Origin of the sequence: Rhodococcus sp. OK611 (genome assembly GCF_003050885.1) — a bacterium.
Classification (GTDB): domain Bacteria; phylum Actinomycetota; class Actinomycetes; order Mycobacteriales; family Mycobacteriaceae; genus Rhodococcus_G; species Rhodococcus_G oryzae.
Genome location: NZ_QAOZ01000010.1, coordinates 48,747 through 70,112, shown reverse-complemented (window position 1 = coordinate 70,112; position 21,366 = coordinate 48,747). Strand labels below are relative to the sequence as shown.

Sequence of the window (21,366 nt, the reverse complement as noted above, 5' to 3'; positions counted from 1 at the left end):
CACCCTGCCGCTATGCATCTATACGCAAATGCAGCAATACACGGTTCCAAAGCCGGAACCGTGTACCCGAGGATTCTAGCACGAGCAGGGATTTCTCCATGAAAATCGCGCTGGTGCGGGCCCGGGGCGGTCCGGCCGGATCAGCCGTTGGTCAGGTACTCCGGCACGGTCGTCCCGCAGCCGTAGATATCGGCGATGGCGGGGCGCTGAGACGTCTTGATCAGCGTGGTCACGTCGACGGTGCCGCTGTCGGACGGTCCCAGGTACACCTCGCGGCGGCCGGTCTCGGAGCCGTCCCTCGACCGGGCCCGCACGATGCAGACGGCGGACTCGGACGGGTCCTCGCGGGTCACGGTGAACCGGATGCTGATCGTCGACTCGTCCACCAGGTTGTACGCGATCGACTGGCCCTCGACGTCGTCGCCTGCGAACTTGTTGTACGCGAAGAAGGCCAGGGCGAGCCCAAGGAGCACCACGCCGACGCTGAGGATGATCGCCACCACCCGGGATCCGCGCAGATCGCGCGTTGGCGTCGGGTAACGGTCGGCGGGAGGCGTCTCGGTCATATCGCTCAGCTCTCGTACAGCGGCACCGGGCCTGCGGCGGCCCGGTCGGTGTACCTCGCGCGCTGCTGGGGCGGGGCCACGGCTGACGGCGGAAGTACCGGGTGGAACTATAGGGGAAGGACAACGGTGCGTTGTCGGCGGACGTCGGCGTCGGACCACCACGTCGCTACAGGCGAAGCTGAGGTGAAGGAGCACTGTGAGCGGATTGCGTCTCATGGCCGTGCACGCCCATCCCGACGACGAGTCGAGCAAGGGCGCCGCCACCACGGCCCGGTACTCGGCCGAGGGCAACGAGGTTCTCGTGGTGACGCTGACCGGCGGCGAGCGCGGCGACATCCTCAACCCCGCGATGGATGTGCCCGGCGTGCGCGACCGGATCAGCGAGGTGCGCAAGGAGGAGATGGCCGAGGCCGCTCGCATCCTCGGCGTCCAGCAGCTCTGGCTCGGCTTCGTCGACTCCGGGCTGCCCGAGGGCGACCCGCTGCCGCCGCTGCCCGAGGGCTGCTTCGCGCTGGTGCCGCTGGAGGAGTCGACCGAGGCGCTGGTCAAGGTGATCCGCGAGTTCCGTCCGCACGTCATCACCACCTACGACGAGAACGGCGGATACCCGCACCCCGATCACATCCGCTGTCACGAGGTGTCGGTGGCCGCGTTCGAGGCCGCGGGCGACCCCGAGCGTTTTCCGGGGGTGGGGGAGCCGTGGGAGCCGCTGAAGCTCTACTACTCGCACGGCTTCATCCGTAAGCGCCTGCTGCTGTTCCAGGACGAGTACGACCGCCGCGGCGAGGAGTTCCCGATGGCGGAGTGGCTCAAGAAGTGGCGGACCGAGCAGGGCGACCTGATGGCGCGGGTGACCACCCAGATCGTCTGCGGTGACTACTTCCCGCAGCGCGACGACGCCCTGCGTGCGCACGCCACCCAGATCGACCCCAACGGGTCGTTCTTCGCGGTGCCGCTGGACATCCAGCAGAAGATCTGGCCGACGGAGGAGTTCGAGCTCGCGAAGACGAGGGTGCGCACCGCGATCCCGGAGTCCGACCTGTTCGCAGGCATCGACCACGTCGGCTACGGCCACCCTGAGGAGAAGAAGTGATCTTGGCAAGTGCGGCCGGCTGGCTGGCACAGACCCCCAGCAATCCGGTCGGGCCGGAGTTCGGCAAGGCCTCACCGATCGGCTTCGTCATCATCGTCGCGCTGCTCGTCGGCACGGTGCTGCTGGTCCGCTCGATGAACAAGCAGCTCCGCAAGCTGCCCGACACCTTCGAGCCGGAGCATCCCGAGCTCGACCAGGCCGCGGACGAGGGCACCGATCGGGGCGCGGCGGGCGAGGCGCCCACCGACGGGAAGAACGCCGAACCGCCGACCGGCTCGGCGAGCTAGGCAGCGCGCGATGTCGGCCCTGGCCCGAAACACTCTCGGCGGGGCGACGAGCCCCTACCTGCGTCAGCACGCCGACAACCCCGTGCACTGGCAGCAGTGGGGCCAGGAGGCGCTGGAGTGGGCGCGCGAGCGAGACGTGCCGATCCTGCTCTCCGTCGGCTACTCCGCCTGCCATTGGTGCCACGTGATGGCCCACGAGTCCTTCGAGGACGAGGCGACCGCGGCGCTGATGAACGAGAACTTCGTCTGCATCAAGGTCGACCGCGAGGAGCGGCCGGACCTCGACGCGGTCTACATGAACGCGACGGTCGCGATGACCGGCCAGGGCGGCTGGCCGATGACCTGCTTCCTGACCCCCTCGGCCGAACCGTTCTACTGCGGCACCTACTACCCGACGGTGCCGCGCGGCGGGATGCCGTCCTTCACCCAGCTGCTCGAGGCCATCACGGACACCTGGCGGGGCAGGCGAGGAGAGGTGGAGGAGGCGTCCGCCGCGATCACGGCACAGCTGACCGCCAACGCCGCCGGGGTTCCCGGGGGGCAGGTGGTCCTCGACGCGAACCTGCTGGACGCCGCGATCGTCGCCGCGCTGCGTGACGAGGACCGGGACAGGGGCGGATTCGGGGCGGCGCCCAAGTTCCCGCCGTCCGCACTGATGGAAGGGCTGCTGCGAGGCTACGAGCGCAGCGGTGACGCGAAGGTGCTCGCCGCGGTGGAACGCACCGCGGAGGCGATGGCGCGCGGCGGGATCTACGACCAGCTGGGCGGCGGGTTCGCGCGCTACTCGGTGGATGCCGACTGGGTGGTCCCGCACTTCGAGAAGATGCTCTACGACAATGCCCAGCTGTTGCGGGCGTACGCCCACCTGGGGCGGCGTACTGGGTCGGCGCTGGCGATCCGGGTGGCCGAGGAGACGGTCGAGTTCCTACTGCGGGACCTGCGCACCGAGTCCGGCTGTTTCGCCTCGGCGCTGGACGCCGACACCGATGGCATCGAGGGCCTGACCTACGCGTGGACCCCGGACGAGCTGCTCTCGGTCCTGGGCTTCGAGGACGGTGTGTGGGCCGCCGGGCTGCTCGCCGTGAGCTCCGCGGGCACCTTCGAGGCGGGCACCTCGGTGCTGCAGCTGCCCGCGGACCCCGAGGACCCCGCGCGCTGGGATTCGGTGCGGTCCAGGCTGTTCGAGGCGCGGTCTGCTCGCCCGCAGCCGGGGCGTGACGACAAGGTCGTCACCGCCTGGAACGGTCTCGCGGTCACGGCCCTTGCCGAGGCGGGCGCCGGGCTCGGTCGCCCCGAGTGGGTCGAGGCCGCGGCGCACTGCGCCCGGACGCTCCTCGGCGAGCATCTGGTCGACGGCCGGCTTCGCCGGGCCTCGCTCGGTGGGGTCGTCGGTGACGCGGCCGCGGTGCTCGACGACCACGGCGCGCTGGCGGTCGGGCTGCTCGCCCTGCACCAGGCGACCGGTGACCTCGAATGGCTCACCCGCGCAGAGGAACTCATCGACCTGGCGATCGCACACTTTGCCGATCCCGAGGAACCGGGCAGCTGGTTCGACACCGCCGACGACGCAGAGGCCCTGATCACCCGGCCGCGCGACCCCTTCGACGGGGCGACGCCATCGGGGGCGTCCACGATGGCGGAGGCGTTGCTGGCGGCCGCGGCGCTGGCCGGTCCCGAGCGTTCCGCCCGGTACGCCGCGGCGGCCGCGGACACCCTGGACCGCGGGGCGCTGTTGCTCGCGCGGGCGGCCAGGTCCGCGGGGCACTGGCTGGCCGTGGCCGAGGCCTCGGTGCGCGGACCGATCCAGGTGGCGGTGTCGATGACCGGCGACGGCGCCGGCCTGTTGGAGGCGGCCCGGCGCGAGGCGCCGGGTGGTGCGGTGGTGATCGGCGGTGCGCCGGACACGTCGCCGCTGCTCGCCGACCGCCCACTGGTCGACGGCGAACCTGCCGCCTACGTGTGCCGAGGGTTCGTCTGCGACCGGCCGGTGACCGGCGCCGAGGAGTTGCGTGGACTGCTGGGGGTCCACGCTCCGTAGCCGACGCTGCTGAAGGTGCCCTCGGGTCAGCCGCCGGTCGCCGCACGAATCGTGGGCCACGACCTGCCGAGTTCGTCCCGCCAGTAGGGCCACGCGTGCAGCCCCACCGGGGAGGCGCCGCGGGTGACGTGGGCGCCTGCCTCGCGCAGGGTCTGAGCGAGCTGGTCGGTGCACAGCGAAACGGCGAATTCCATCACGCCGCCGACCACGACCGACTGCGCGAAGCCGGGGGCGTTCGGGTTCTCGTGCGGTCCAGGCAGACCGGAACCGGAGGACAGGTACACGGGTTTACCTGCCAGCCGTGGGGCTCCGAGGAACACGTCGTGCGAGCGCCATGTCTCGCTGCCAGGTGGCCCCCACATCTGGTCGGAGGTCCCGTTGCCGTTGATGACCACGAGATCGGTCAGTGCCTTGCCTGCCGGTCCCTCGGTGAGATAGCAGCCGCTGTATCCCACGGCGCCGTCGTAGACCTCGGGCGCCCGCTCGGCGAGCATCATCGCCGCGGTGGCACCCATCGAGATGCCGCCGATCGCGTTGCGGCCGTTGGTGCCGAACCGGGCGTCGATCAGCGGCGGCAGCTCCTTGGACAGAAACGACTCCCATTGGGCGCGACCGAATTTCGGGTGGTCCTGCACCCAGTCGGTGTACATGCTGCCGGTTCCGCCGATCGGGAAGACGACGTTGACGTCCTTGTCGGCGAAGAACGCCGCCGCATCGCCCCGAGCGGGGTCGAGCCAGTTGTTGTCGTCGACCTGTCCGGAATTGCCGTCGAGCAGGTAGTAGACGCCGTGGGGTCGGCTGCGGTCGGCGGCGGGGAGCACCTTCACCGGCACCTCGCGTCGCATCGCGGGGGAGGCGACCTGCAGCAACAACACGCCACCGCTCAGCTCGGTGGCGCTGGTGACGGCGGGCGTGGCGTCCGCGGCCACCGGGACGTAGTCCGGGACCACGGTCTGCGCCGCGGCCCCAGGCGCGACGAGGACGGCCACCGCGATCGTCGCGATGGCCGCGATCGCTGTCGATGCTTCTCGCATGCCGCCTCAGATCCCGAGCGAACGGGCGATCATCGGCCACGACCCGTGGAGGTCGTCCTGCCAGTAGCCCCACGAATGGGTTCCGGCGGGCCGGAAGTCGAAGACCACGTTGTCCATGCCGAGTTCGCGCGTGCGGTCGGCGAGCCTGTGGGTGCAGTAGTTGGTGGCGGACTCGATCACGCCGCCGACCACGATCTGGCTGCCCAGGGTGAGTGGGTTGCCCTTCAGCCTCGGGTTGGCCAGCGTGTCGTGCGGGCCGGGCAACCCACTGCCGTTGGAGACGTAGATGGGGATGCGCGGCAGTCTGGCCGCGTTCACGTAGGGGTCGCGGGCGGTCCACTCGGGATCGCCGGGCGGCCCCCACATGTTCTCTGCCTTCCCGCTGCCCGCCCCGACCACCATCGTCACGAACTGGCGCCCCGGCATCTCGCTGGTCATCGCGCAGCCGCTGTAGGAGGCGACGCTGCGATAGAGCGTCGGAGCCTGGATGGCGAGGTCGAGCACGGCGGTGCCCGTCATGGACAGGCCCGCCAGCGAGTTCTCGCCGGTGGTGGCGAACGCGGAATCGATCACCGGCGGGAGCTCCCGCGTCAGGAACGTGGTCCACATGTTCCTGCCGTTGTTCTCGTTGGTCTTCGCCAGACCGGGATCCGGGTTACGCCAGTCGGTGTAGTAGCTGAACGCGCCCTCCATCGGGGTCACCACGGTGACGTGCTTGTCCGCGAAGAACTGGGCGACGTCGGTCTGCGCCTGCCAGGACGCGCCGTCCTCGCCGCCGCCCGCCCCGTTGAGCAGGTACAGCGTCGGCGCCGGGCGGTCCGTGTCCTTCGGCCGCAGCACCTGCAGCGGGATGTTCCGATCCATCGAGGGCGAATAGACCTCGATGTCGATGCGCCGGTCGGGGCCCTGTTGCTCGCTGACGATCGCGGCCCCGGCGGGCTGGGCGGCGGCGGTCGGCTGAGCGGTGACCGCGATCGCCGCGCACACCCCGAGGATCAGGGTCGCGGAAACACCGCGTCGGCGCCGCGCGGGCATCTGGTCGCTGTGGCTGTCCATCTGGCTCCTCCTGATCACGCAGGGAAGGCGGCGGGTTCTCGCCCGGCTCGGGCCCGCGTGGGGAGAACCCGCGCGGGCCCGAGGTCACACTCGAAGTCGAACGAGGCTACTTGCCGGCTCCCGGCGTGCCGCCGCTGAGCGCGATCAGCGCGTTGATCACCTTTTGGCCGTTGTCGTTCATGCTCGTCACGATGGGTCCGAGCACTTCACCGATCGATCCCATTTCTCTCCTCAAAGGTAGGACGAGGGTCGTCACATCCGCCCTCGCGTGGTCGAAAGTGGTGTCGTAGTTGGTGTTACAACGAATTCGCGCGGTCGCGGAGACCGCCCCGTGTCTCAGGCGGGCGGCGTCCCCACGCTGCCCTCCACCGATCCCATGAAGACCTCGAACAACCCGTCAGCGGCCATCATCGACCCCAGCCCGGGGATGATCGCCCCGATGATGTCTCCCAAAGACCCCACGTGTGCCTCCTCAAGTCATACCTCGGATGCGGTGCGTGATCTCGCCAGTGATTCCGCGGGCTCATGCACCGTTCGGATCGTCACGACCGGTTGGTTCGTGACGTCAGTACGGTAACAACGAGTTAATGATTGTGTTGTGAATTCGCAAAGTTTCGTGACCTTGGGTAACGGATGGGTCGCGGCGGGGCTCAGATGCCGACTTCGTGGGCCGGCTCCGCGAGGTCGCGGAGCGAGTCGCGCAGGAGGTCCCGGTAGCGGTCCGTGTCGGGCATCATCGCGGCGTCCGTGCTGAAGGACACCGCGACCCCGTCGCCGCGGGAGGACACGATCAGGTGCCGGAGGCCCGAGCCGTCGAGGATCTCGAGGATGCCGAACGTCCGGACCAGCGGGGCCGAGCGCAGCAGCAGGTCATCCCCTGCCCATGGGACGTTGCTGATCATGGTGTTGTACCGCTCGACGGTGGGGCCGGAGTGGTCCTTGAAGGCTTTTGCCCGGCCGGCGAGCCGCAGCAGGAGCGCAGGCGAGGACTCGATCCGCCGCGCCGAGCGTCGCACGTGCTCGTTGCGGCTGCGCTGCTTCTCCAGGCGCGTGGAGGCGCCGATCGCCCGCAGTCGGTCGACCGGGTCGCCGATGTCGGTGTGCAGATCCACCGCCATCAACGCGAGGTGGGTCGCGCGGGGGCCCTCGGGTCCGTCCGCGACCCCCTTTCCGGTGCCGCGCAAGGACATCGGGACCATGGCGGCCAGCGAACCGTCTGGTGACTCGTCCTGCTCGGACAGGTAGGTGCGGAGCGCGCCCGAGATCGTCGCCAGCATCACGTCATTGACCGTCGCGCCGTCGGCCGCCGCCTGTGCCGCCCTGATCTGGTCGCCGGGAAGGATCACCAGATCGAAGGTCAGCTCGGCTGAGATCGGTCGGTTGAAGCGGCAGGACGGGCGCGACAACGCCGGTTCGACGATGGTCCCGTCGGCCACCTCCGCCCGGATGCGCTCGTCGGCGGCGCCTGCCGCCGCGAGGCCGCGGCGAAAGCGCAGGCACTGCACCGGGAGTGAGGCGAGCGCGCGCGTCACCGCAGTGGCGGTCGACCAGTCACGCGGCCGGGTGGGGACGGGCGGGTGCGAGGTGTCCGGCCCGAACAGCCGCCGCCCGAGGTCGCGGGTGGCGATCCCGTCACCGGCGCTGTGATGGAACTTCAGTACGGCCGCCGTCATGCGGTCGGGGTCCCCGGCAGATATCGGGTCGCGGCGCAGGCTCCGCTCCCGCGTGGTGACTCCGGTGATGAAGTGCAATTCCCACGGGGGGCGCGTCAGGTCGATCGGGGCGTCTGCGATGCGGGAGATCTGTCGCCGCAACGGATCCCAGCCCGGGGCCTCGGCCGGCGACACGTGGACGTGGTCACGCAGGTTCATCCGGGGGTCGGGTGCCCAGTACGGCAGGTCGAGGTCGAGCGGCACCCGTCGTAGCCGGCGCGTGAACATCCCGGCGTGGCCGAGGCGCGCCCGCATCCAGGCGATCGCCTCGGGTTCGGTCAGCGGCGCTGCCTCGGCGGACGTGTCGAACAGGTACACCACGACGATGTTCGAGCGGTGACGTGACGACTCGCTGTACACGAACTCGGCATCCTGCGGTGCCAGCTGCGTGACCCCGGCCCCCGACACCCTCACCGCTCTCCCTCCCATGCGTGCGGAGCGGCGGACCGGTGCAGGGCCCGCCGCGGTTCGTGTCCCAGGCTAAGCACATCGCGCCGTCCTGGGGTCACAATTGCCCAATCGGGTCGCCGGGTTCGATGGGGTCGCTGGTGCCCGGTCGGGGGCCGCGGGCGCGGTCGGGCGTGCTCAGCCGAGGACGACGAGCCATACCGCGATGTAGTGGCACAGTGCCGCGATCACGGTGCCCGCGTGGAAGAACTCGTGGTGGCCGAAGGTGTCGGGCCAGGGGTTCGGCCACTTGGTGGCGTAGAGGATGGCGCCGACGCTGTAGAGCACCCCGCCGACCGCGAGCAGGATCAGCGGCAGCCAGCCGACCTCGTCGACGAGTTGTCCCGCGACCGGCACGATCGCCCAGCCGAGGATCAGGTAGAGCGGGACGCCGACCCAGCGCGGAGCTGTGGGCCACAGCATCTTCAGCGCCACCCCGGCCAGTGCGCCTGCCCACACCACGGCCAGCAACGTCCGGCCGGTTTCGGGCGGCAGCGCGAGCAGTGCGAACGGGGTGTAGCTGCCCGCGATGAACAGGAAGATCATCGAGTGGTCGGCGCGCTTCATCCAGATCCGGCCGCGCGTGGTCGCCCAGTGCACCCGGTGGTACGTGGCACTCATGCCGAACACTCCGCAGACCGTCACTGAGTAGATCGCGGTCGCGACGGCGGCTCGACCGGATTCCTGCGCCGCGGCGGCGACGAGCACGGCGCACGCGATCACCGCGACCACGAATGCCCACAGGTGGATCCAGCCCCGCATCCGCGGCTTCACCGGCGGCGCTGCGAGGTCGAGTTCGGACATTGCGGCTCCCGGGCGGTCGTGAACCTACGGTTGCGTAGGTTCGGGCGTCGGTCGCCACTGTAGCGGCCGCCGGAACCGCCGGAAACGGGGTGAGACGACGATTACAGCCGCGGCCGTCGGGGCCGCACCGGGGCCGCGTAATGTGGGCTCTCGTGGTGATGTCCAGGTGAAGGTCCCGAACCTGCTGTACAGCATCTACGAGCGACGCCTTCGCCGTCAGCTCGAGGGGCTCCAGCACCCGCGACACGTCGCGGTGATGTGCGATGGCAACCGTCGATGGGCCAGGGAGAACGGTTTCACCGACGTCAGCCACGGTCACCGGATGGGTGCGCTGAAGATCGCCGAGATGCTCGGCTGGTGCGATCAGGCGGGCATCGAGATGGCCACCATCTACCTGCTCTCCACCGAGAACCTGCGGCGCGAGCCGGAGGAGCTCGACACCCTCCTCGAGATCATCACCGATGTGGTGGAGGAGATCTCGGGTCCCGGGCAGAACTGGAGCGTCAAGATAGTCGGCACCCTCGACCTGCTCCCGGAGGAGCAGGCGCGCCGCCTGCGCGAGGCCGCCGAGCGCACCGCGGGCCGCACCGGCACGCACGTCAACGTCGCCGTCGGCTACGGCGGTCGGCAGGAGATCGCCGATGCCGTGAAGTCGCTGCTGCGCGAGAAGCTCGACGAGGGGCTGTCCGGCGACGCACTGGTCCGGGCGATGTCCGTGAAGGGGATCGACGGCCACCTCTACACCTCCGGGCAGCCGGACCCGGACCTGGTGATCCGCACCTCGGGGGAGCAGCGACTGTCGGGCTTCCTGCTGTGGCAGAGCGCGTACTCCGAGATCTGGTTCACCGAGGCGTACTGGCCGGAGTTCCGGCACGTCGACTTCCTGCGCGCGCTGCGTGACTACGCGGCCCGGCACCGCCGATTCGGCGCATAGGCGCTTCGCGCCTGTGCGTGGTCGACGAGTCTCAGGACTCGTCAACCACGCACAGGCGGCGTAGCCGCCCTACAGCTTGCGCAGCCGCAGCCGGTTGATGGAGTGGTCGGCGTCCTTGCGCAGCACCAGCGTGGCGCGCGGGCGGGTCGGCAGGATGTTCTCGACCAGGTTCGGCCGGTTGATCGAGTTCCAGATGTCGTCCGCGGCCAGCACGGCGTGCTCGTCGGACAGCCCGGAGAAGTGGTGGAAGTGCGACGTCGGGTCCGCGAACGACGTCTTGCGCAGCGCCAGGAAGCGCTTGATGTACCAGCGCTCGATGTCCTCGATCCGCGCGTCGACGTAGATGGAGAAGTCGAACAGGTCCGAGACCATCAGCCGCGGTCCGGTCTGCAGGACGTTGAGGCCCTCGATGATCAGGATGTCGGGCTGCCGCACCAGGTGGTACTGGCCGGGCAGGACGTCGTACGAGACGTGTGAGTACACCGGCGCCGCGACCTCCTCCGCGCCGGACTTGACCTCGGTGACGAAGCGCAGCAGCTTGCGGCGGTCGTAGCTCTCCGGAAAACCCTTGCGGTGCATGAGGCCCCGGCGCGTCAGCTCGGCCGTCGAGTACAGGAAGCCGTCGGTGGTGACCAGGTCGACGCGCGGGTGGTGATCCCAGCGCGCGAGCAGGGCCTGCAGCACGCGGGCGGTGGTGGACTTGCCCACCGCGACACTGCCGGCCACGCCGATCACGAAGGGCACCTGCCGATCCGGGTGCTTCTCGCCGAGGAATGTCGCGGTGGCGGCGAACAGGCGCTGCCGAGCGGCCACCTGGAGGTGGATGAGCCTGGAGAGCGGCAGGTAGACCTCGGCGACCTCGTCGAGGTCGATCTGTTCGCCGAGGCCGCGCAGGCCGAGGAGCTCTTCCTCGGTGAGCACGAGCGGTGTCGACTTACGCAGGGTTCGCCATTGCTTGCGGTCGAACTCGACGTAGGGGCTGCTCTCGCTCACTCGTGCCATGCGCGCACCTGGATCTCGCTCTGCATAGTCGGATTGTGCTCGACACCACTGTGCGCGGCGGCGGCGGGTCGGACAACTCGCCGATGGTTAGGGTGGACGACCATGGACCCCGTCGCACTCGTCCGCGAATACCTGCTGCTCGGACTCGGTTTCGACCGGTTGGAGGAGGGCTTCGTCGACGCCTTCACCGGCGACCAGGCGCTGCGCAGGCAGGTGGAGAACGCGCCGCCGCCCGATCCGCGCCTGCTCGCGCGCCGCGCCGCCGAATTGCGTGACGAGGTTGCCGGTTCCGGGTTGCCCGCCGAACGGGCCGCGTTCCTCGACGTGCACCTGCGCGCGCTGGAGTGCTCCGCCCGGAAGTTCGCGGGCGAGCAGATCGGCTTCGTCGACGAGGTGCAGGCCTACTTCGACGTGCGCATCGAGCCGGGCTCCGAGGACGAGTACCGGGCGGCGCACCGGGCGATGGACGAGGTGCTGGCGGGCGACGCCGCCCGCCCGCTCGCCGAGCGGCTGCAGGCGCACCGCGCCGCCGACGAGATCCCGCCGGAGCGGCTGCCGGAGTGCGTCGAGGCCTTCTCCAGCGCGCTGCGCGACCGGGTGCGGGCGGAGTACGCGTTGCCCGAGACCGAGCGGGTCGAGTACGAGGTGGTCGGGGACAAGCCCTGGTCCGGGTTCAACTACTACCTCGGTGACTACCGGTCGAAGGTGGCGATCAACTCCGACCTCAAGCAGCACATGGCGAACCTGCCGCACCTGATCGCCCACGAGTCGTATCCCGGCCACCACACCGAGCACTGCCGCAAGGAGGCGGGACTGGTCGGAGCGGGGCAGGCCGAGCAGACCCTGTTCCTGGTCAACACGCCGCAGTGCCTGATGGCGGAGGGGCTGGCGGACCACGCTCTCGGCTCGATCGTGGGGTGGAGTGGAGCCGGCGGAACTCCCATGGGTGCAGGCTGGGGGCCGTGGGCCCAGGAGATCTACGCGGACCTGGGACTGCGCTTCGACGGCGAACGCGCGGAGCGGTTGGCGAATGCGTCGGCCTCGCTACTCGGGGTCCGGCAGGACGCGGCCCTGCTGCTGCACGACCGCGGCCGCAGCCAGGACGACGTCGCCGCGTTCCTGCAGCGGTGGACCCTGTCCACGCAGGAGCGGGCCCGGCAGACGCTGCGGTTCCTGTCCGACCCGCTGTGGCGCGCCTACATCAGCACCTACGTCGAGGGCTACCGGCTGCTCGGGAGCTGGCTCGACCGCGGCGCCGACGCGGCAGGCCGATCCGAGTTGTTCCGGCGGTTGCTGGACGAGCCGCTGATCCCGTCTGCGCTGCGTTGACAGCCATTGCCTAGACTGAGCGTGCCCCTGCCGTAGCTCCCGCTTGGAGATTCCTCGATGACCGCTGTGCCCAGCACCGACGTCAACAATGCCTCGCTCGCCGAACTCGATCCCGAGGTCGCGGCCGCGATGAACGGCGAGCTGGCCCGTCAGCGCGACACCCTCGAGATGATCGCGTCCGAGAACTTCGTGCCGCGCGCGGTGCTGCAGGCTCAGGGCAGCGTGCTGACCAACAAGTACGCCGAGGGCTACCCGGGCCGTCGCTACTACGGCGGCTGCGAGCACGTCGACGTCATCGAGGACCTGGCGCGCAACCGTGCCAAGGAGCTATTCGGTGCCGAGTTCGCGAACGTCCAGCCGCACTCCGGCGCGCAGGCGAACGCCGCGGTGCTGATGGCGCTGATGAACCCGGGCGAGAAGCTGCTCGGCCTCGACCTGGCGCACGGCGGCCACCTGACGCACGGGATGAAGCTCAACTTCTCCGGCAAGCTCTACGACGTGGCGTCCTACGGGGTCAGCAAGGAAGACCACCGCATCGACATGGACGAGGTCCGCAAGATCGCGGTGGCGGAGAAGCCGAAGGTGATCGTCGCCGGCTGGTCCGCGTACCCGCGGCAGCAGGACTTCGCCGCGTTCCGGTCCATCGCGGACGAGGTCGGCGCCTACCTGTGGGTCGACATGGCGCACTTCGCCGGGCTCGTCGCCGCGGGCCTGCACCCGTCGCCCGTGCCCTACGCGGACGTCGTGTCCACCACCGTGCACAAGACCCTCGGCGGCCCCCGCTCCGGACTGATCCTGGCCAAGCAGGAGTGGGCCAAGAAGATCAACTCCGCGGTGTTCCCCGGCCAGCAGGGCGGGCCGCTCATGCACGCCATCGCCGCGAAGGCCGTCTCGCTCAAAATCGCGGGCACCGAGGAGTTCAAGGACCGTCAGGCCCGCACCCTGTCCGGTGCCCGGATCCTGGCCGAGCGCCTCACCGGCGCCGACGTCGCGGACAAGGGCATCTCCGTGCTCACAGGCGGCACCGACGTGCACCTGGTCCTGGTGGACCTGCGCAACTCGGCGCTGGACGGCCAGCAGGGCGAGGATCTGCTGCACGAGGTCGGCATCACCGTCAACCGCAACGCGGTGCCCTTCGACCCGCGTCCGCCGATGGTCACCTCCGGCCTGCGCATCGGCACCGCCGCGCTGGCCACCCGTGGGTTCGGCGACGCCGAGTTCACCGAGGTCGCGGACATCATCGCGACCGCGCTGGCGCAGGGCTCGGACACCGATTTCGCCGCGTTGCGCGCCCGGGTCTCGAAGCTTGCCCTCGACCTGCCGCTGTACGAGGGCCTCGAGGACTGGGGCCTGCTCTCCAAGACGGTCTAGCGCCTGAGCTGGAGTTAACGACGTGTTCATCGGCGCCCTGCGTGTTGCGAGTGCAGCAGGGCGCCGATCGCAGTAGCGTCCCCGGTAACAGGCAGCGGACCTAGTTGCCTGTCCGGGAGGTTCTGATCGTGGCTGAAGTATTCAGTACGAGAGGGCCGGCGCCCGGCCCTCGTGCGGATTGACGCACCAGGGACGGACCGGCCCAGCGAACTGAAGTTTGCGCGGGTGCCGCGCAGACGTAGGAGCCTCACGTGACAGCAACTCGCTCCGTATCTGCCCATTCCGGACATGCCGGGAACTCCCCGAGGTCCGCAACCACGAAGTCTCCCGAACGGTCAGTTCGCACCTACGTACTCGACACCTCGGTTCTGCTCTCGGATCCGTGGGCCGTCACGCGTTTCGCGGAGCACGAGGTGGTGCTGCCCCTGGTGGTCATCGGGGAGTTGGAGGGCAAACGCCACCACCACGAGCTGGGATGGTTTGCCCGCGAGGCGCTTCGGATGCTCGACGACCTGCGGATCGAGCACGGACGGTTGGATCAGCCGGTTCCGATCGGCTCCGACGACGGCACGCTCCAGGTGGAGCTCAATCACACGGACCCCTCGGTCCTGCCGATCGGATTCCGCACCGACTCAAACGATTCCAGGATTCTGGCCTGCGCCCTCAATCTCGCCGCCGAGGGCAAGGAGGTGGTCCTGGTCAGCAAGGACATTCCCCTGCGGGTCAAGGCCGGCGCGGTGGGTCTGCCCGCCGACGAGTACCACGCGCACGACGTGGTCCCGTCGGGATGGACGGGGATGACCGAACTCGACGTCGCCTCGACCCGGATCGACGAGCTGTTCTCCGAGGGGATCATCGATCTCGACGAGGCGCGAGAACTGCCCTGTCACACCGGAATCCGGCTGATGGGTGGCAGCTCCAGCGCGCTGGGGCGGGTGACCCCGGACAAGCGGGTGCAGCTGGTCCGCGGCGAACGGGAGGCCTTCGGCCTGCACGGCCGCTCGGCCGAGCAGCGGATCGCCCTCGATCTGTTGCTCGACGAGAGCATCGGCATCATCTCGCTCGGCGGCAAGGCCGGTACCGGTAAGTCGGCGCTCGCCCTGACCGCAGGGCTGGAGGCGGTGCTCGAGCGTCGCACCCACCGGAAGGTGGTCGTCTTCCGGCCGCTGTACGCGGTCGGTGGACAGGAGCTCGGCTACCTGCCCGGCAGCGAGAGCGAGAAGATGGGTCCGTGGGCGCAGGCGGTGTTCGACACCCTGGACGGCCTGGCGAGCCCCGAGGTGATGGACGAGGTGATCAACCGCGGGATGCTGGAAGTGTTGCCGCTCACCCACATTCGCGGCCGGTCACTACACGACTCGTTCGTGATCGTGGACGAGGCGCAGTCCCTCGAGCGCAACGTGCTGCTCACGGTGTTGTCCCGGCTGGGCACCGGGTCCCGGGTGGTGCTCACCCATGACGTCGCCCAGCGCGACAACCTGAGGGTCGGCAGGCACGACGGCGTCGCCGCGGTGATCGAGAAGCTCAAGGGGCACCCGCTCTTCGCCCACATCACGCTCACCCGCAGCGAGCGGTCGCCGATCGCGGCGCTGGTGACCGAGATGCTCGAGGAGTTCGGCCCGACCGCCTGAGGCGCGGGGTGGGGAGGCCCGGTCGCTCGGGCCTCCCCATCTGCTACTGCTGCGGAGCCTGGTCCTGGGCAGGCGTCTGGGCCGTCTTGTCCGTGCCGCGGAGCTTGCGCCACTGGGTGGTGGCGACGTACTTGATGAGCAGGCCGTAGTTGCGGAGCTTTTCCATCATGGGTCCCTTCGGTACCGGATCGGTGAGTCGATCCGGTGAATTCTATGGGGCGACAGACACGCCGGATCGACACCGGTCAATGTCGGGATGAACACACCTCACCAGGGCTTTTCGAGGCCCCTGTCAATGGCGCGTACCGCCGGGGCGTCCGTACCATCGGCGGACGTGCACGGTGAGAGCGAAGTGATCGACGCGAATTCGGACTGGGTCCGCCCGAGGCTGCTGCAGGCGACCTTCATCCCGGTTCACGGGGCGATGGCGTGGTGGGGCACAGACGATGTTGCCGCCGAGCTGGTTCGGTTGGGTCTGCCGCAGGGGCGGGCGGCGAGCTGCCGGTTCGCGGTTCCCGTCGGCGGCGCCGTCGCGCCTCGCACGGTCGATGCGCGACTGATCGATCTGGTGGACGTGCTGCCCGCGTTGCGGGCGATGGACCCGGACGGGGGCGCCGGGGGATCCGTCCGGTCGTGGTGCGCGGCCGCGCACCTCGCGGGCGGGGACCGGGCGGCGAGCGACGAGCTCGCCGCGCAGATGCCCGCCGCGGCCCATGCTCTGCTGAACGAGGACGAGTCGGCGATCCATACCGCGGCCGCCCTGCTGAACAGTTTCACCTCGGCGGCGCGGACCACCGAGGACCTGGCGACGGCGCACATCCGCGCCACCTTGCGGCCGTACCAGGTCCAGGGTGTGGCCTGGCTCCTGGCTCTCGAGGAGGTGGGCGGCGGCATCCTCGCCGACGAGATGGGGCTCGGTAAGACGCTGCAGGCGATCTGTGCGCTCGCCACCCGGAACGAGCTGGGTCCCCACCTCGTGGTGTGCCCGACTTCGGTTGTCGGGAACTGGCGTCGCGAGCTCGCACGGTTCGCCCCCGACCTCCCGGTGATCGTCCATCACGGTGCGGGCAGGGCGCTGCCTGCGACGGTGATTCCGGGGACCGTGGTGCTGACCAGCTACGGTCTGCTGCGCTCGGACGTCGACCGACTGTGCGAAGCGGCCTGGGACGTGGTCATATTCGACGAGGCGCAGCAGATCAAGAATTCCGATTCCCTCGCGGCCAGGGCGGCGGCGCGGCTGTCCGCGCGGATTCGGGTCGCGATGACCGGTACCCCGGTCGAGAATCGGCTCGACGAGCTGTGGTCGATCTTCCGCGCGGCCAATCCGGCGCTGTTGGGCACCAGGGCACGCTTCCGTCAGCGGTTCGTGGTGCCGATCGAGTCCCGACGATCGGCGACGGCCGCGGCCCGGCTCGGCGCCCTCATCGCGCCACACGTGCTGCGGCGTACCAAGTCCGCGGTCGCCACCGAGCTGCCGGACAAGCAGTACTCGTCGGTCGCGTGCACGCTGTCCGAGGAGCAGGCGCGGCTGTACCGTCACGCGGTGGAGCGTGCGTTCGATACGGGGCTCGGCAGTGGGATCGCCAGGCGCGGCAACGTGCTCGCGCTACTGACCACCCTCAAGCAGGTCTGCAACCATCCCGAACAGTTTCTCGGTGACGGCGGCGCGCTGCGCGGCAGGTCGGGCAAGTTCGACCGGGCCACCGAAATGCTCTCGGAGATAGTCGAAGACGGGGATCGGGCCTTGGTGTTCACGCAGTACCGCACGATGGGGGAGCTGCTGTCGACGCACCTGACGACCGAGCTCGGGGTCGGCGAGATCCCCTTCCTGCACGGTGGTCTGAGCGCACGGTCGCGCGATCGGATGGTCCAGGAGTTCCAGGACGACCCGGACTCGGCCCCCGTCCTCATCCTGAGTCTGCGTGCGGCGGGATTCGGTCTGAACCTGACCCGAGCCAGTCATGTCGTGCACTACGACCGATGGTGGAATCCCGCGGTCGAGGACCAGGCCACGGACCGGGCGCATCGGATCGGCCAACGCCGAACGGTGAACGTGTACACCCTCGTCACCGGCGGCACCATCGAGGACCACATCGCCTCGATGCACGAATCGAAGCGTGCTCTGGCGGAATCGATCTCAGGGAACTCGGAGGCTGCGCTGGCCGAGCTGGCCGATGACGAGCTGCGCTCGCTGCTCGACCTCGACGCGGTCGGTGCTCGATGACGGCGGCAGAGTTCGGAGCGACGGCGTGGGGTCGGGCCTGGCTCCGCACGATCGAGTCGACGGCGGCCTCGGCGCCGAATGCGCTGCTGCCCGAGGCCCGGCGCCTCGCCAGGGGCGGCGCGGTGAATGTCACGGGTGTGTCCGCAGGAAGGGTGTGCGCGGAGGTGGCGGCGAGGCAGAAGTCCCACGCGGTCACCATCGAGGTGCCGCGCTGGGACGATGCCGCGCTGGCGCGGGTGGGCGAGGTGCTCGGCGCGGCCGGGCTCGGCGACGCAGGTGCGTCCGGTGATCTCCCGGATGCGCCCGTGGCGGAGCTGCAGGGCGCGGGCATCGCGGTGGCGGCGACACCGGCGGAGTGTGGGGCGACGTGTGCCTGCACGAGCCGCCGGACGCCGTGCCTGCACCACCTGGCGACCGTGTACGCCCTCGTCCAGCTGATCGACGAGGAACCGGCGCTGGCCGTCCGGCTACGATCCGACGACTCGGTCGGCTCGGCGGGCCCCGGCTCGCTGGAGCCGTCGGACTGGATCACCCTGTCCGAGGTGGACCCGGCGTCGTTCTACGGCTGACGAGAAGCTGCTCGGCCGCCGACTTCTCACGCGTCCAGCGCAGCAGCCTCACTGAGGTAGCCCGTGCCGCGTCCGCCGCGCCTGCCGGTCACGGCCCTGGCAACGCCGACCACGATGCCGCGGATGACATCGCGGACGCTGAAGTAGTCCCGCCACACCGCGATTTTTCCGTCGCGCAGCTCGAACGTGCCGCACACCCAGAACTCGGCGTTGACCGGACCCGCGCCGAGCAGGTCGGTGCGCTCGGTGAGGACCACGCCGTTCTCTCCCGCCGCGTGATGCACGATCACGTCGAACCGCAGGCCGGGGCGGGCGAGCTGCCGGAGCACCCGGGTCACCGTGGGGTATCCGCGCAGGATCGGCAGCGAGACGTTGTGCCAGGCGATCTCGGGGTGCAGGTATTCGGCCGCGGCGTCGACATCGGCCCTGGCCAGGGCGGCCAGGAACGCGCGCACCACCCGGACGTCGGCCGGTGTGTCCACGGAACTCGGTTCGATGGTTGCAGGGCTCATGTCGGTCCGATCGCTCGTGTGGTCGGGGGTGACGGTATCCCGACCGTACCGGCCAGGTGCTTGACCGCGCGGGCCCCGCGGGACACCATGTGGTGTGCGCAAACTGGCGAGCGCGATCCTATCGACCGTCATCGCAACGGTGCTGGCGCTCCTGTGTGCGCCGCACGCTCTGGCTCAGGGGCCCTGGTTCGACGGGGCCGTCGGAGGGGCCACCCAGGTCATCGCCGTCCGCGGGTCGGGCGGCTCGAACGCCACTCTGGAGGCCTGGCAGCGCTCCCCGCTCGGCTGGCACCGGATCTCCCCGAGCCTGCCCGCACAGGTCGGTGCGGACGGGTTCACGGATGCGGCCGCGGACGGCGTGCCCGCGACCCCGGAGGGCGTGTTCAGCCTGGACGCGGCGTTCGGCACCGCCGGGAACCCGGGCGGCGGCCTGCCGTACCGGAAGGTGGGTGCCAACGACTGGTGGGACGGCGATCCGGACAGCGCGACCTACAACACGCATCAGGTCTGCGCCCCGGGGTCCTGCGCCTTCGACGAGTCGGCCAGCGAGGAGCTGGAGATCCCCGCCTACCGCTACGCGGTGGTGATGGGCGTCAACAAGGAGCGGGTGCCCGGCGGTGGCGGCGCCTTCTTCCTGCACGTCTCGAACGGCGAACCCACGCTGGGCTGCGTCGCGGTGAGCGAGGGCGCCCTGGTCTGGCTGATCCGGTGGCTGCAGCCGGGTGCGGTCATCGCCATCGCGGACTGAGCAAGGCTCGTCGACTGCCGGGAGGCCGGAGTGAACAGCGATCGATCCACCCCCTCGGCGGACGCGAAGTCGATCGCCGTGCGCAGCATCGAGTTCGTCGCCGCGGGCAGCCGCGAGGACTTCGACGCCATCATCCATCCGGACGCGGTCAACCACGAGACCAAGACCGAGCCGCCGCACACCCGGGTCCGCGGACCGGGATCCTGGCATGCGACCGCGCTGTGGCTGCGCAGGCCGTTCGCGGACCTGCACTTCGAGATCGGGAACATCGTGGCGGAGGGCGACCTCGTCGCGGTCGAGGTGACCATGAGCGGTCGCCACGTCGGGCTGTTCCTGAACTTCGACGAGGGCGGCGCCGTCGCCGGTGCATTCCCGCCGACCGGCCGGAGTTTCGCTGTCACCCAATCACATTGGGTACGACTCGAGGACAGCCTGGTGATCGAGCACTGGGCCAACCGCGATGATCTGGGCATGGCCGAGCAACTCGGCTGGTTGCAGCCGAGCCCGGCCTACTTGGTGCGGATGCTGTGGGCCAGGAGTCGCGCTCGGAAGTCGCCGCCTGCCTGAGCCGCTACTTCTGGACCTTCGCCATCGCGAGGACGTCGAGACGGCGGTCGAGCTCCGCCTCGGTCAGCTTCTCGGGAACCAGCCCGCGGTCGATCACCGTCTGGCGGATCGTCTTGCGCTCTTTGAGCGCCTCCTTCGCGACGGCGGCGGCCTCCTCGTAGCCGATCGCGGAATTCAGTGGCGTCACGATCGAGGGCGACGACTCCGCGAGCGTCTTGAGGTGATCGGTGTTGGCGACAAGGCCCGAGACGCACTTGTCGGCGAACAGTCGGGAGACGTTGGCGAGCAAGCGAAATGACTCGAGCAGGTTCCTGGCCATCATCGGGATGTACACGTTGAGCTCGAAGGAGCCTGCCGCGCCACCCCATGCGACGGCCGCATCGTTGCCCACGACCTGCGCGGCTACCTGCGTGACCGCTTCCGGCAGAACGGGATTGACCTTGCCGGGCATGATCGACGAGCCGGGCTGCAGGTCGGGGAGCCGGATCTCGCCGAGTCCGGTCAGTGGGCCCGACCCCATCCAGCGGATGTCGTTCGCGATCTTGGTGAGCGAGACCGCGATCGTCCGCAGTGCGCCCGATGCCTCGACCAATCCGTCGCGGGCGGCTTGAGCCTCAAAGCTGTTGCGCGCCGGGGAGAGTGCGTCGATCCCGGTGGTCCGGACGAGTTCGGCGACCACCAAGGGCCCGAACCCGTCGGGGGCGTTGAGCCCGGTGCCGACCGCGGTGCCACCGATCGGCAGCTCGCCGAGCCGGGGGAGGGCAGACATGATCCGCTCGATACCTGCCTCGACCTGCCGGGCGTAGCCGCCGAATTCCTGCCCGAGGGTGACCGGCACGGCGTCCATGAGGTGGGTCCGTCCGGACTTGACGACGGACTTCCATGCGGCGGCCTTGTCGAACAGCGCGAGCCGCAGATGGTCGAGCGCGGGGATCAGCGCCTTCACCGCGGACTCCGTGGCCGCGAGGTGGGTTGCCGTCGGGAAGGTGTCGTTCGACGATTGCGACATGTTGACGTGATCGTTGGGGTGCACCTCGACGCCGTTCGCCTTCGCGATCGACGCGATGACCTCGTTGGCGTTCATGTTGGAGCTGGTGCCCGAGCCGGTCTGGAACACGTCGATCGGGAACTGGTCGTCGTGCCTGCCCTCGGCGATCTCCTCGGCGGCCGCGATGATCGCGTCGGCCTTGACGGCATCGAGCAGTCCGAGGTCCTTGTTGACCTGCGCGCAGGCGGCCTTGAGCAGGCCCATCGCCCGGATCTGCGCGCGCTCGAGGCCGCGGCCGCTGATCGGGAAGTTCTCCACCGCGCGCTGGGTCTGGGCCCGCCACAGCGCGTCGATCGGGACTCTGACCTCGCCCATGGTGTCGTGCTCGATGCGGAACTGCGATTCGGCGTTCTCAGTCATACCTAGCAGCTTGCCACTCGAGCGGCTGCGCCGC

21 protein-coding genes are annotated in these 21,366 nt (G+C 69.7%); 11 read left to right on the top strand and 10 right to left on the bottom strand.

The window, feature by feature from the left end; genetic code table 11:
- Positions 1-140: 140 nt before the first annotated feature.
- Entirely contained in the window at positions 141-566 is a 426-nt protein-coding gene (locus C8K38_RS13990; RefSeq protein WP_097212348.1) for a DUF4307 domain-containing protein, read from the bottom strand.
- 196 nt (positions 567-762) lie between these two features.
- Between C8K38_RS13990 and mca the strand changes: the two genes are divergently transcribed.
- Genes mca through C8K38_RS13975 form a run of 3 tightly spaced genes read left to right on the top strand, consistent with a single transcriptional unit; the run spans position 763 to position 3,984 of the window.
- Entirely contained in the window at positions 763-1,659 is an 897-nt protein-coding gene (gene mca / locus C8K38_RS13985) for a mycothiol conjugate amidase Mca (protein ID WP_097212349.1), read from the top strand.
- Positions 1,656-1,946: a hypothetical protein gene (locus C8K38_RS13980; protein WP_097212350.1), complete on the top strand. Its 291-nt coding sequence runs from the start codon at positions 1,656-1,658 to the stop codon at positions 1,944-1,946. Before mca ends, C8K38_RS13980 begins: the two co-directional genes overlap by 4 nt.
- Positions 1,947-1,956: 10 nt before the next feature.
- Positions 1,957-3,984, top strand: coding sequence for a thioredoxin domain-containing protein (locus C8K38_RS13975; protein WP_097212351.1), 2,028 nt, complete (start codon positions 1,957-1,959; stop codon positions 3,982-3,984).
- Between the two features lie 26 nt (positions 3,985-4,010).
- Here the strand turns inward: C8K38_RS13975 and C8K38_RS13970 are convergent, their stop codons facing one another.
- The 5 genes from C8K38_RS13970 to trhA all read right to left on the bottom strand — a co-directional run bounded on the left by C8K38_RS13970 (position 4,011) and on the right by trhA (position 9,037).
- The gene (locus C8K38_RS13970; RefSeq protein ID WP_097212352.1) at positions 4,011-5,018 is read right to left on the bottom strand and encodes an alpha/beta hydrolase; all 1,008 of its coding nucleotides are present in this window, start codon (positions 5,016-5,018) and stop codon (positions 4,011-4,013) included.
- A 6-nt stretch (positions 5,019-5,024) separates the two neighbouring features.
- Positions 5,025-6,074 (bottom strand): alpha/beta hydrolase, encoded by a 1,050-nt coding sequence (locus tag C8K38_RS13965; RefSeq protein ID WP_245221029.1) that lies wholly within the window; start codon positions 6,072-6,074, stop codon positions 5,025-5,027.
- A 336-nt stretch (positions 6,075-6,410) separates the two neighbouring features.
- Positions 6,411-6,536, bottom strand: a complete 126-nt coding sequence (locus tag C8K38_RS27665) for a hypothetical protein (protein ID WP_257017520.1) — start codon at positions 6,534-6,536, stop codon at positions 6,411-6,413.
- A gap of 188 nt (positions 6,537-6,724) precedes the next feature.
- On the bottom strand, positions 6,725-8,200 hold the full coding sequence (locus tag C8K38_RS13960) for a wax ester/triacylglycerol synthase domain-containing protein (protein ID WP_257017521.1): 1,476 nt from the start codon (positions 8,198-8,200) through the stop codon (positions 6,725-6,727).
- A gap of 171 nt (positions 8,201-8,371) precedes the next feature.
- Positions 8,372-9,037, bottom strand: a complete 666-nt coding sequence (trhA, locus tag C8K38_RS13955) for a PAQR family membrane homeostasis protein TrhA (protein ID WP_097212354.1) — start codon at positions 9,035-9,037, stop codon at positions 8,372-8,374.
- 166 nt (positions 9,038-9,203) lie between these two features.
- Here trhA and C8K38_RS13950 point away from each other — a divergent pair, with 166 nt between their 5' ends.
- The gene (locus C8K38_RS13950) at positions 9,204-9,971 is read left to right on the top strand and encodes an isoprenyl transferase (RefSeq protein ID WP_097212355.1); all 768 of its coding nucleotides are present in this window, start codon (positions 9,204-9,206) and stop codon (positions 9,969-9,971) included.
- Between the two features lie 69 nt (positions 9,972-10,040).
- Here C8K38_RS13950 and coaA read toward each other — a convergent pair whose 3' ends face one another.
- Entirely contained in the window at positions 10,041-10,973 is a 933-nt protein-coding gene (gene coaA / locus C8K38_RS13945) for a type I pantothenate kinase (RefSeq protein ID WP_097212356.1), read from the bottom strand.
- A 102-nt stretch (positions 10,974-11,075) separates the two neighbouring features.
- Here coaA and C8K38_RS13940 point away from each other — a divergent pair, with 102 nt between their 5' ends.
- The 3 genes from C8K38_RS13940 to C8K38_RS13930 all read left to right on the top strand — a co-directional run bounded on the left by C8K38_RS13940 (position 11,076) and on the right by C8K38_RS13930 (position 15,304).
- On the top strand, positions 11,076-12,302 hold the full coding sequence (locus tag C8K38_RS13940; RefSeq protein WP_097212357.1) for a DUF885 domain-containing protein: 1,227 nt from the start codon (positions 11,076-11,078) through the stop codon (positions 12,300-12,302).
- A gap of 57 nt (positions 12,303-12,359) precedes the next feature.
- Positions 12,360-13,673 (top strand): serine hydroxymethyltransferase, encoded by a 1,314-nt coding sequence (gene glyA, locus C8K38_RS13935; protein WP_097212358.1) that lies wholly within the window; start codon positions 12,360-12,362, stop codon positions 13,671-13,673.
- A 251-nt stretch (positions 13,674-13,924) separates the two neighbouring features.
- The gene (locus C8K38_RS13930; protein ID WP_097212359.1) at positions 13,925-15,304 is read left to right on the top strand and encodes a PhoH family protein; all 1,380 of its coding nucleotides are present in this window, start codon (positions 13,925-13,927) and stop codon (positions 15,302-15,304) included.
- 43 nt (positions 15,305-15,347) lie between these two features.
- Here the strand turns inward: C8K38_RS13930 and C8K38_RS27660 are convergent, their stop codons facing one another.
- The gene (locus C8K38_RS27660) at positions 15,348-15,473 is read right to left on the bottom strand and encodes a hypothetical protein (protein ID WP_257017522.1); all 126 of its coding nucleotides are present in this window, start codon (positions 15,471-15,473) and stop codon (positions 15,348-15,350) included.
- A 165-nt stretch (positions 15,474-15,638) separates the two neighbouring features.
- Between C8K38_RS27660 and C8K38_RS13925 the strand changes: the two genes are divergently transcribed.
- Together C8K38_RS13925 and C8K38_RS13920 are read left to right on the top strand one after the other, a co-directional pair.
- A complete protein-coding gene (locus C8K38_RS13925; RefSeq protein WP_257017523.1) occupies positions 15,639-17,528 on the top strand; it encodes a DEAD/DEAH box helicase in 1,890 nt (629 codons plus the stop codon).
- A complete protein-coding gene (locus tag C8K38_RS13920) occupies positions 17,525-18,097 on the top strand; it encodes a hypothetical protein (protein ID WP_097212360.1) in 573 nt (190 codons plus the stop codon). The genes C8K38_RS13925 and C8K38_RS13920 overlap by 4 nt, the downstream gene beginning before the upstream one ends.
- Before the next feature lie 26 nt (positions 18,098-18,123).
- On the opposite strand, the gene C8K38_RS13915 is transcribed toward C8K38_RS13920, so the two are convergent.
- Complete coding sequence (locus C8K38_RS13915; RefSeq protein ID WP_097212361.1) at positions 18,124-18,609, bottom strand: limonene-1,2-epoxide hydrolase family protein; 486 nt, start codon at positions 18,607-18,609, stop codon at positions 18,124-18,126.
- Positions 18,610-18,703: 94 nt separating this feature from the next.
- Here C8K38_RS13915 and C8K38_RS13910 point away from each other — a divergent pair, with 94 nt between their 5' ends.
- Complete coding sequence (locus C8K38_RS13910; protein ID WP_179800590.1) at positions 18,704-19,357, top strand: L,D-transpeptidase family protein; 654 nt, start codon at positions 18,704-18,706, stop codon at positions 19,355-19,357.
- Between the two features lie 30 nt (positions 19,358-19,387).
- Entirely contained in the window at positions 19,388-19,924 is a 537-nt protein-coding gene (locus C8K38_RS13905; protein WP_097212362.1) for an ester cyclase, read from the top strand.
- 4 nt (positions 19,925-19,928) lie between these two features.
- Here the strand turns inward: C8K38_RS13905 and C8K38_RS13900 are convergent, their stop codons facing one another.
- Positions 19,929-21,332 carry a class II fumarate hydratase gene (locus C8K38_RS13900; RefSeq protein ID WP_097212363.1) on the bottom strand — a complete coding sequence of 468 codons (1,404 nt, stop codon included), beginning with the start codon at positions 21,330-21,332 and terminating at the stop codon, positions 19,929-19,931.
- Positions 21,333-21,366 lie beyond the last annotated feature (34 nt).

Excerpts from the sequence above, each read along its gene's own strand:
- C8K38_RS13970 (WP_097212352.1), bottom strand. The coding sequence starts at position 5,018 with ATGCGAGAAGCATCGACAGCGATCGCGGCCATCGCGACGATCGCGGTG.
- glyA (WP_097212358.1), top strand. The coding sequence starts at position 12,360 with ATGACCGCTGTGCCCAGCACCGACGTCAACAATGCCTCGCTCGCCGAA.
- coaA (WP_097212356.1), bottom strand. The coding sequence starts at position 10,973 with ATGGCACGAGTGAGCGAGAGCAGCCCCTACGTCGAGTTCGACCGCAAG.
- C8K38_RS13940 (WP_097212357.1), top strand. The coding sequence starts at position 11,076 with ATGGACCCCGTCGCACTCGTCCGCGAATACCTGCTGCTCGGACTCGGT.
- C8K38_RS13975 (WP_097212351.1), top strand. The coding sequence starts at position 1,957 with ATGTCGGCCCTGGCCCGAAACACTCTCGGCGGGGCGACGAGCCCCTAC.
- C8K38_RS13915 (WP_097212361.1), bottom strand. The coding sequence starts at position 18,609 with ATGAGCCCTGCAACCATCGAACCGAGTTCCGTGGACACACCGGCCGAC.
- C8K38_RS27660 (WP_257017522.1), bottom strand. The coding sequence starts at position 15,473 with ATGATGGAAAAGCTCCGCAACTACGGCCTGCTCATCAAGTACGTCGCC.
- C8K38_RS13920 (WP_097212360.1), top strand. The coding sequence starts at position 17,525 with ATGACGGCGGCAGAGTTCGGAGCGACGGCGTGGGGTCGGGCCTGGCTC.
- C8K38_RS13900 (WP_097212363.1), bottom strand. The coding sequence starts at position 21,332 with ATGACTGAGAACGCCGAATCGCAGTTCCGCATCGAGCACGACACCATG.
- C8K38_RS13965 (WP_245221029.1), bottom strand. The coding sequence starts at position 6,074 with ATGGACAGCCACAGCGACCAGATGCCCGCGCGGCGCCGACGCGGTGTT.
- C8K38_RS13990 (WP_097212348.1), bottom strand. The coding sequence starts at position 566 with ATGACCGAGACGCCTCCCGCCGACCGTTACCCGACGCCAACGCGCGAT.
- trhA (WP_097212354.1), bottom strand. The coding sequence starts at position 9,037 with ATGTCCGAACTCGACCTCGCAGCGCCGCCGGTGAAGCCGCGGATGCGG.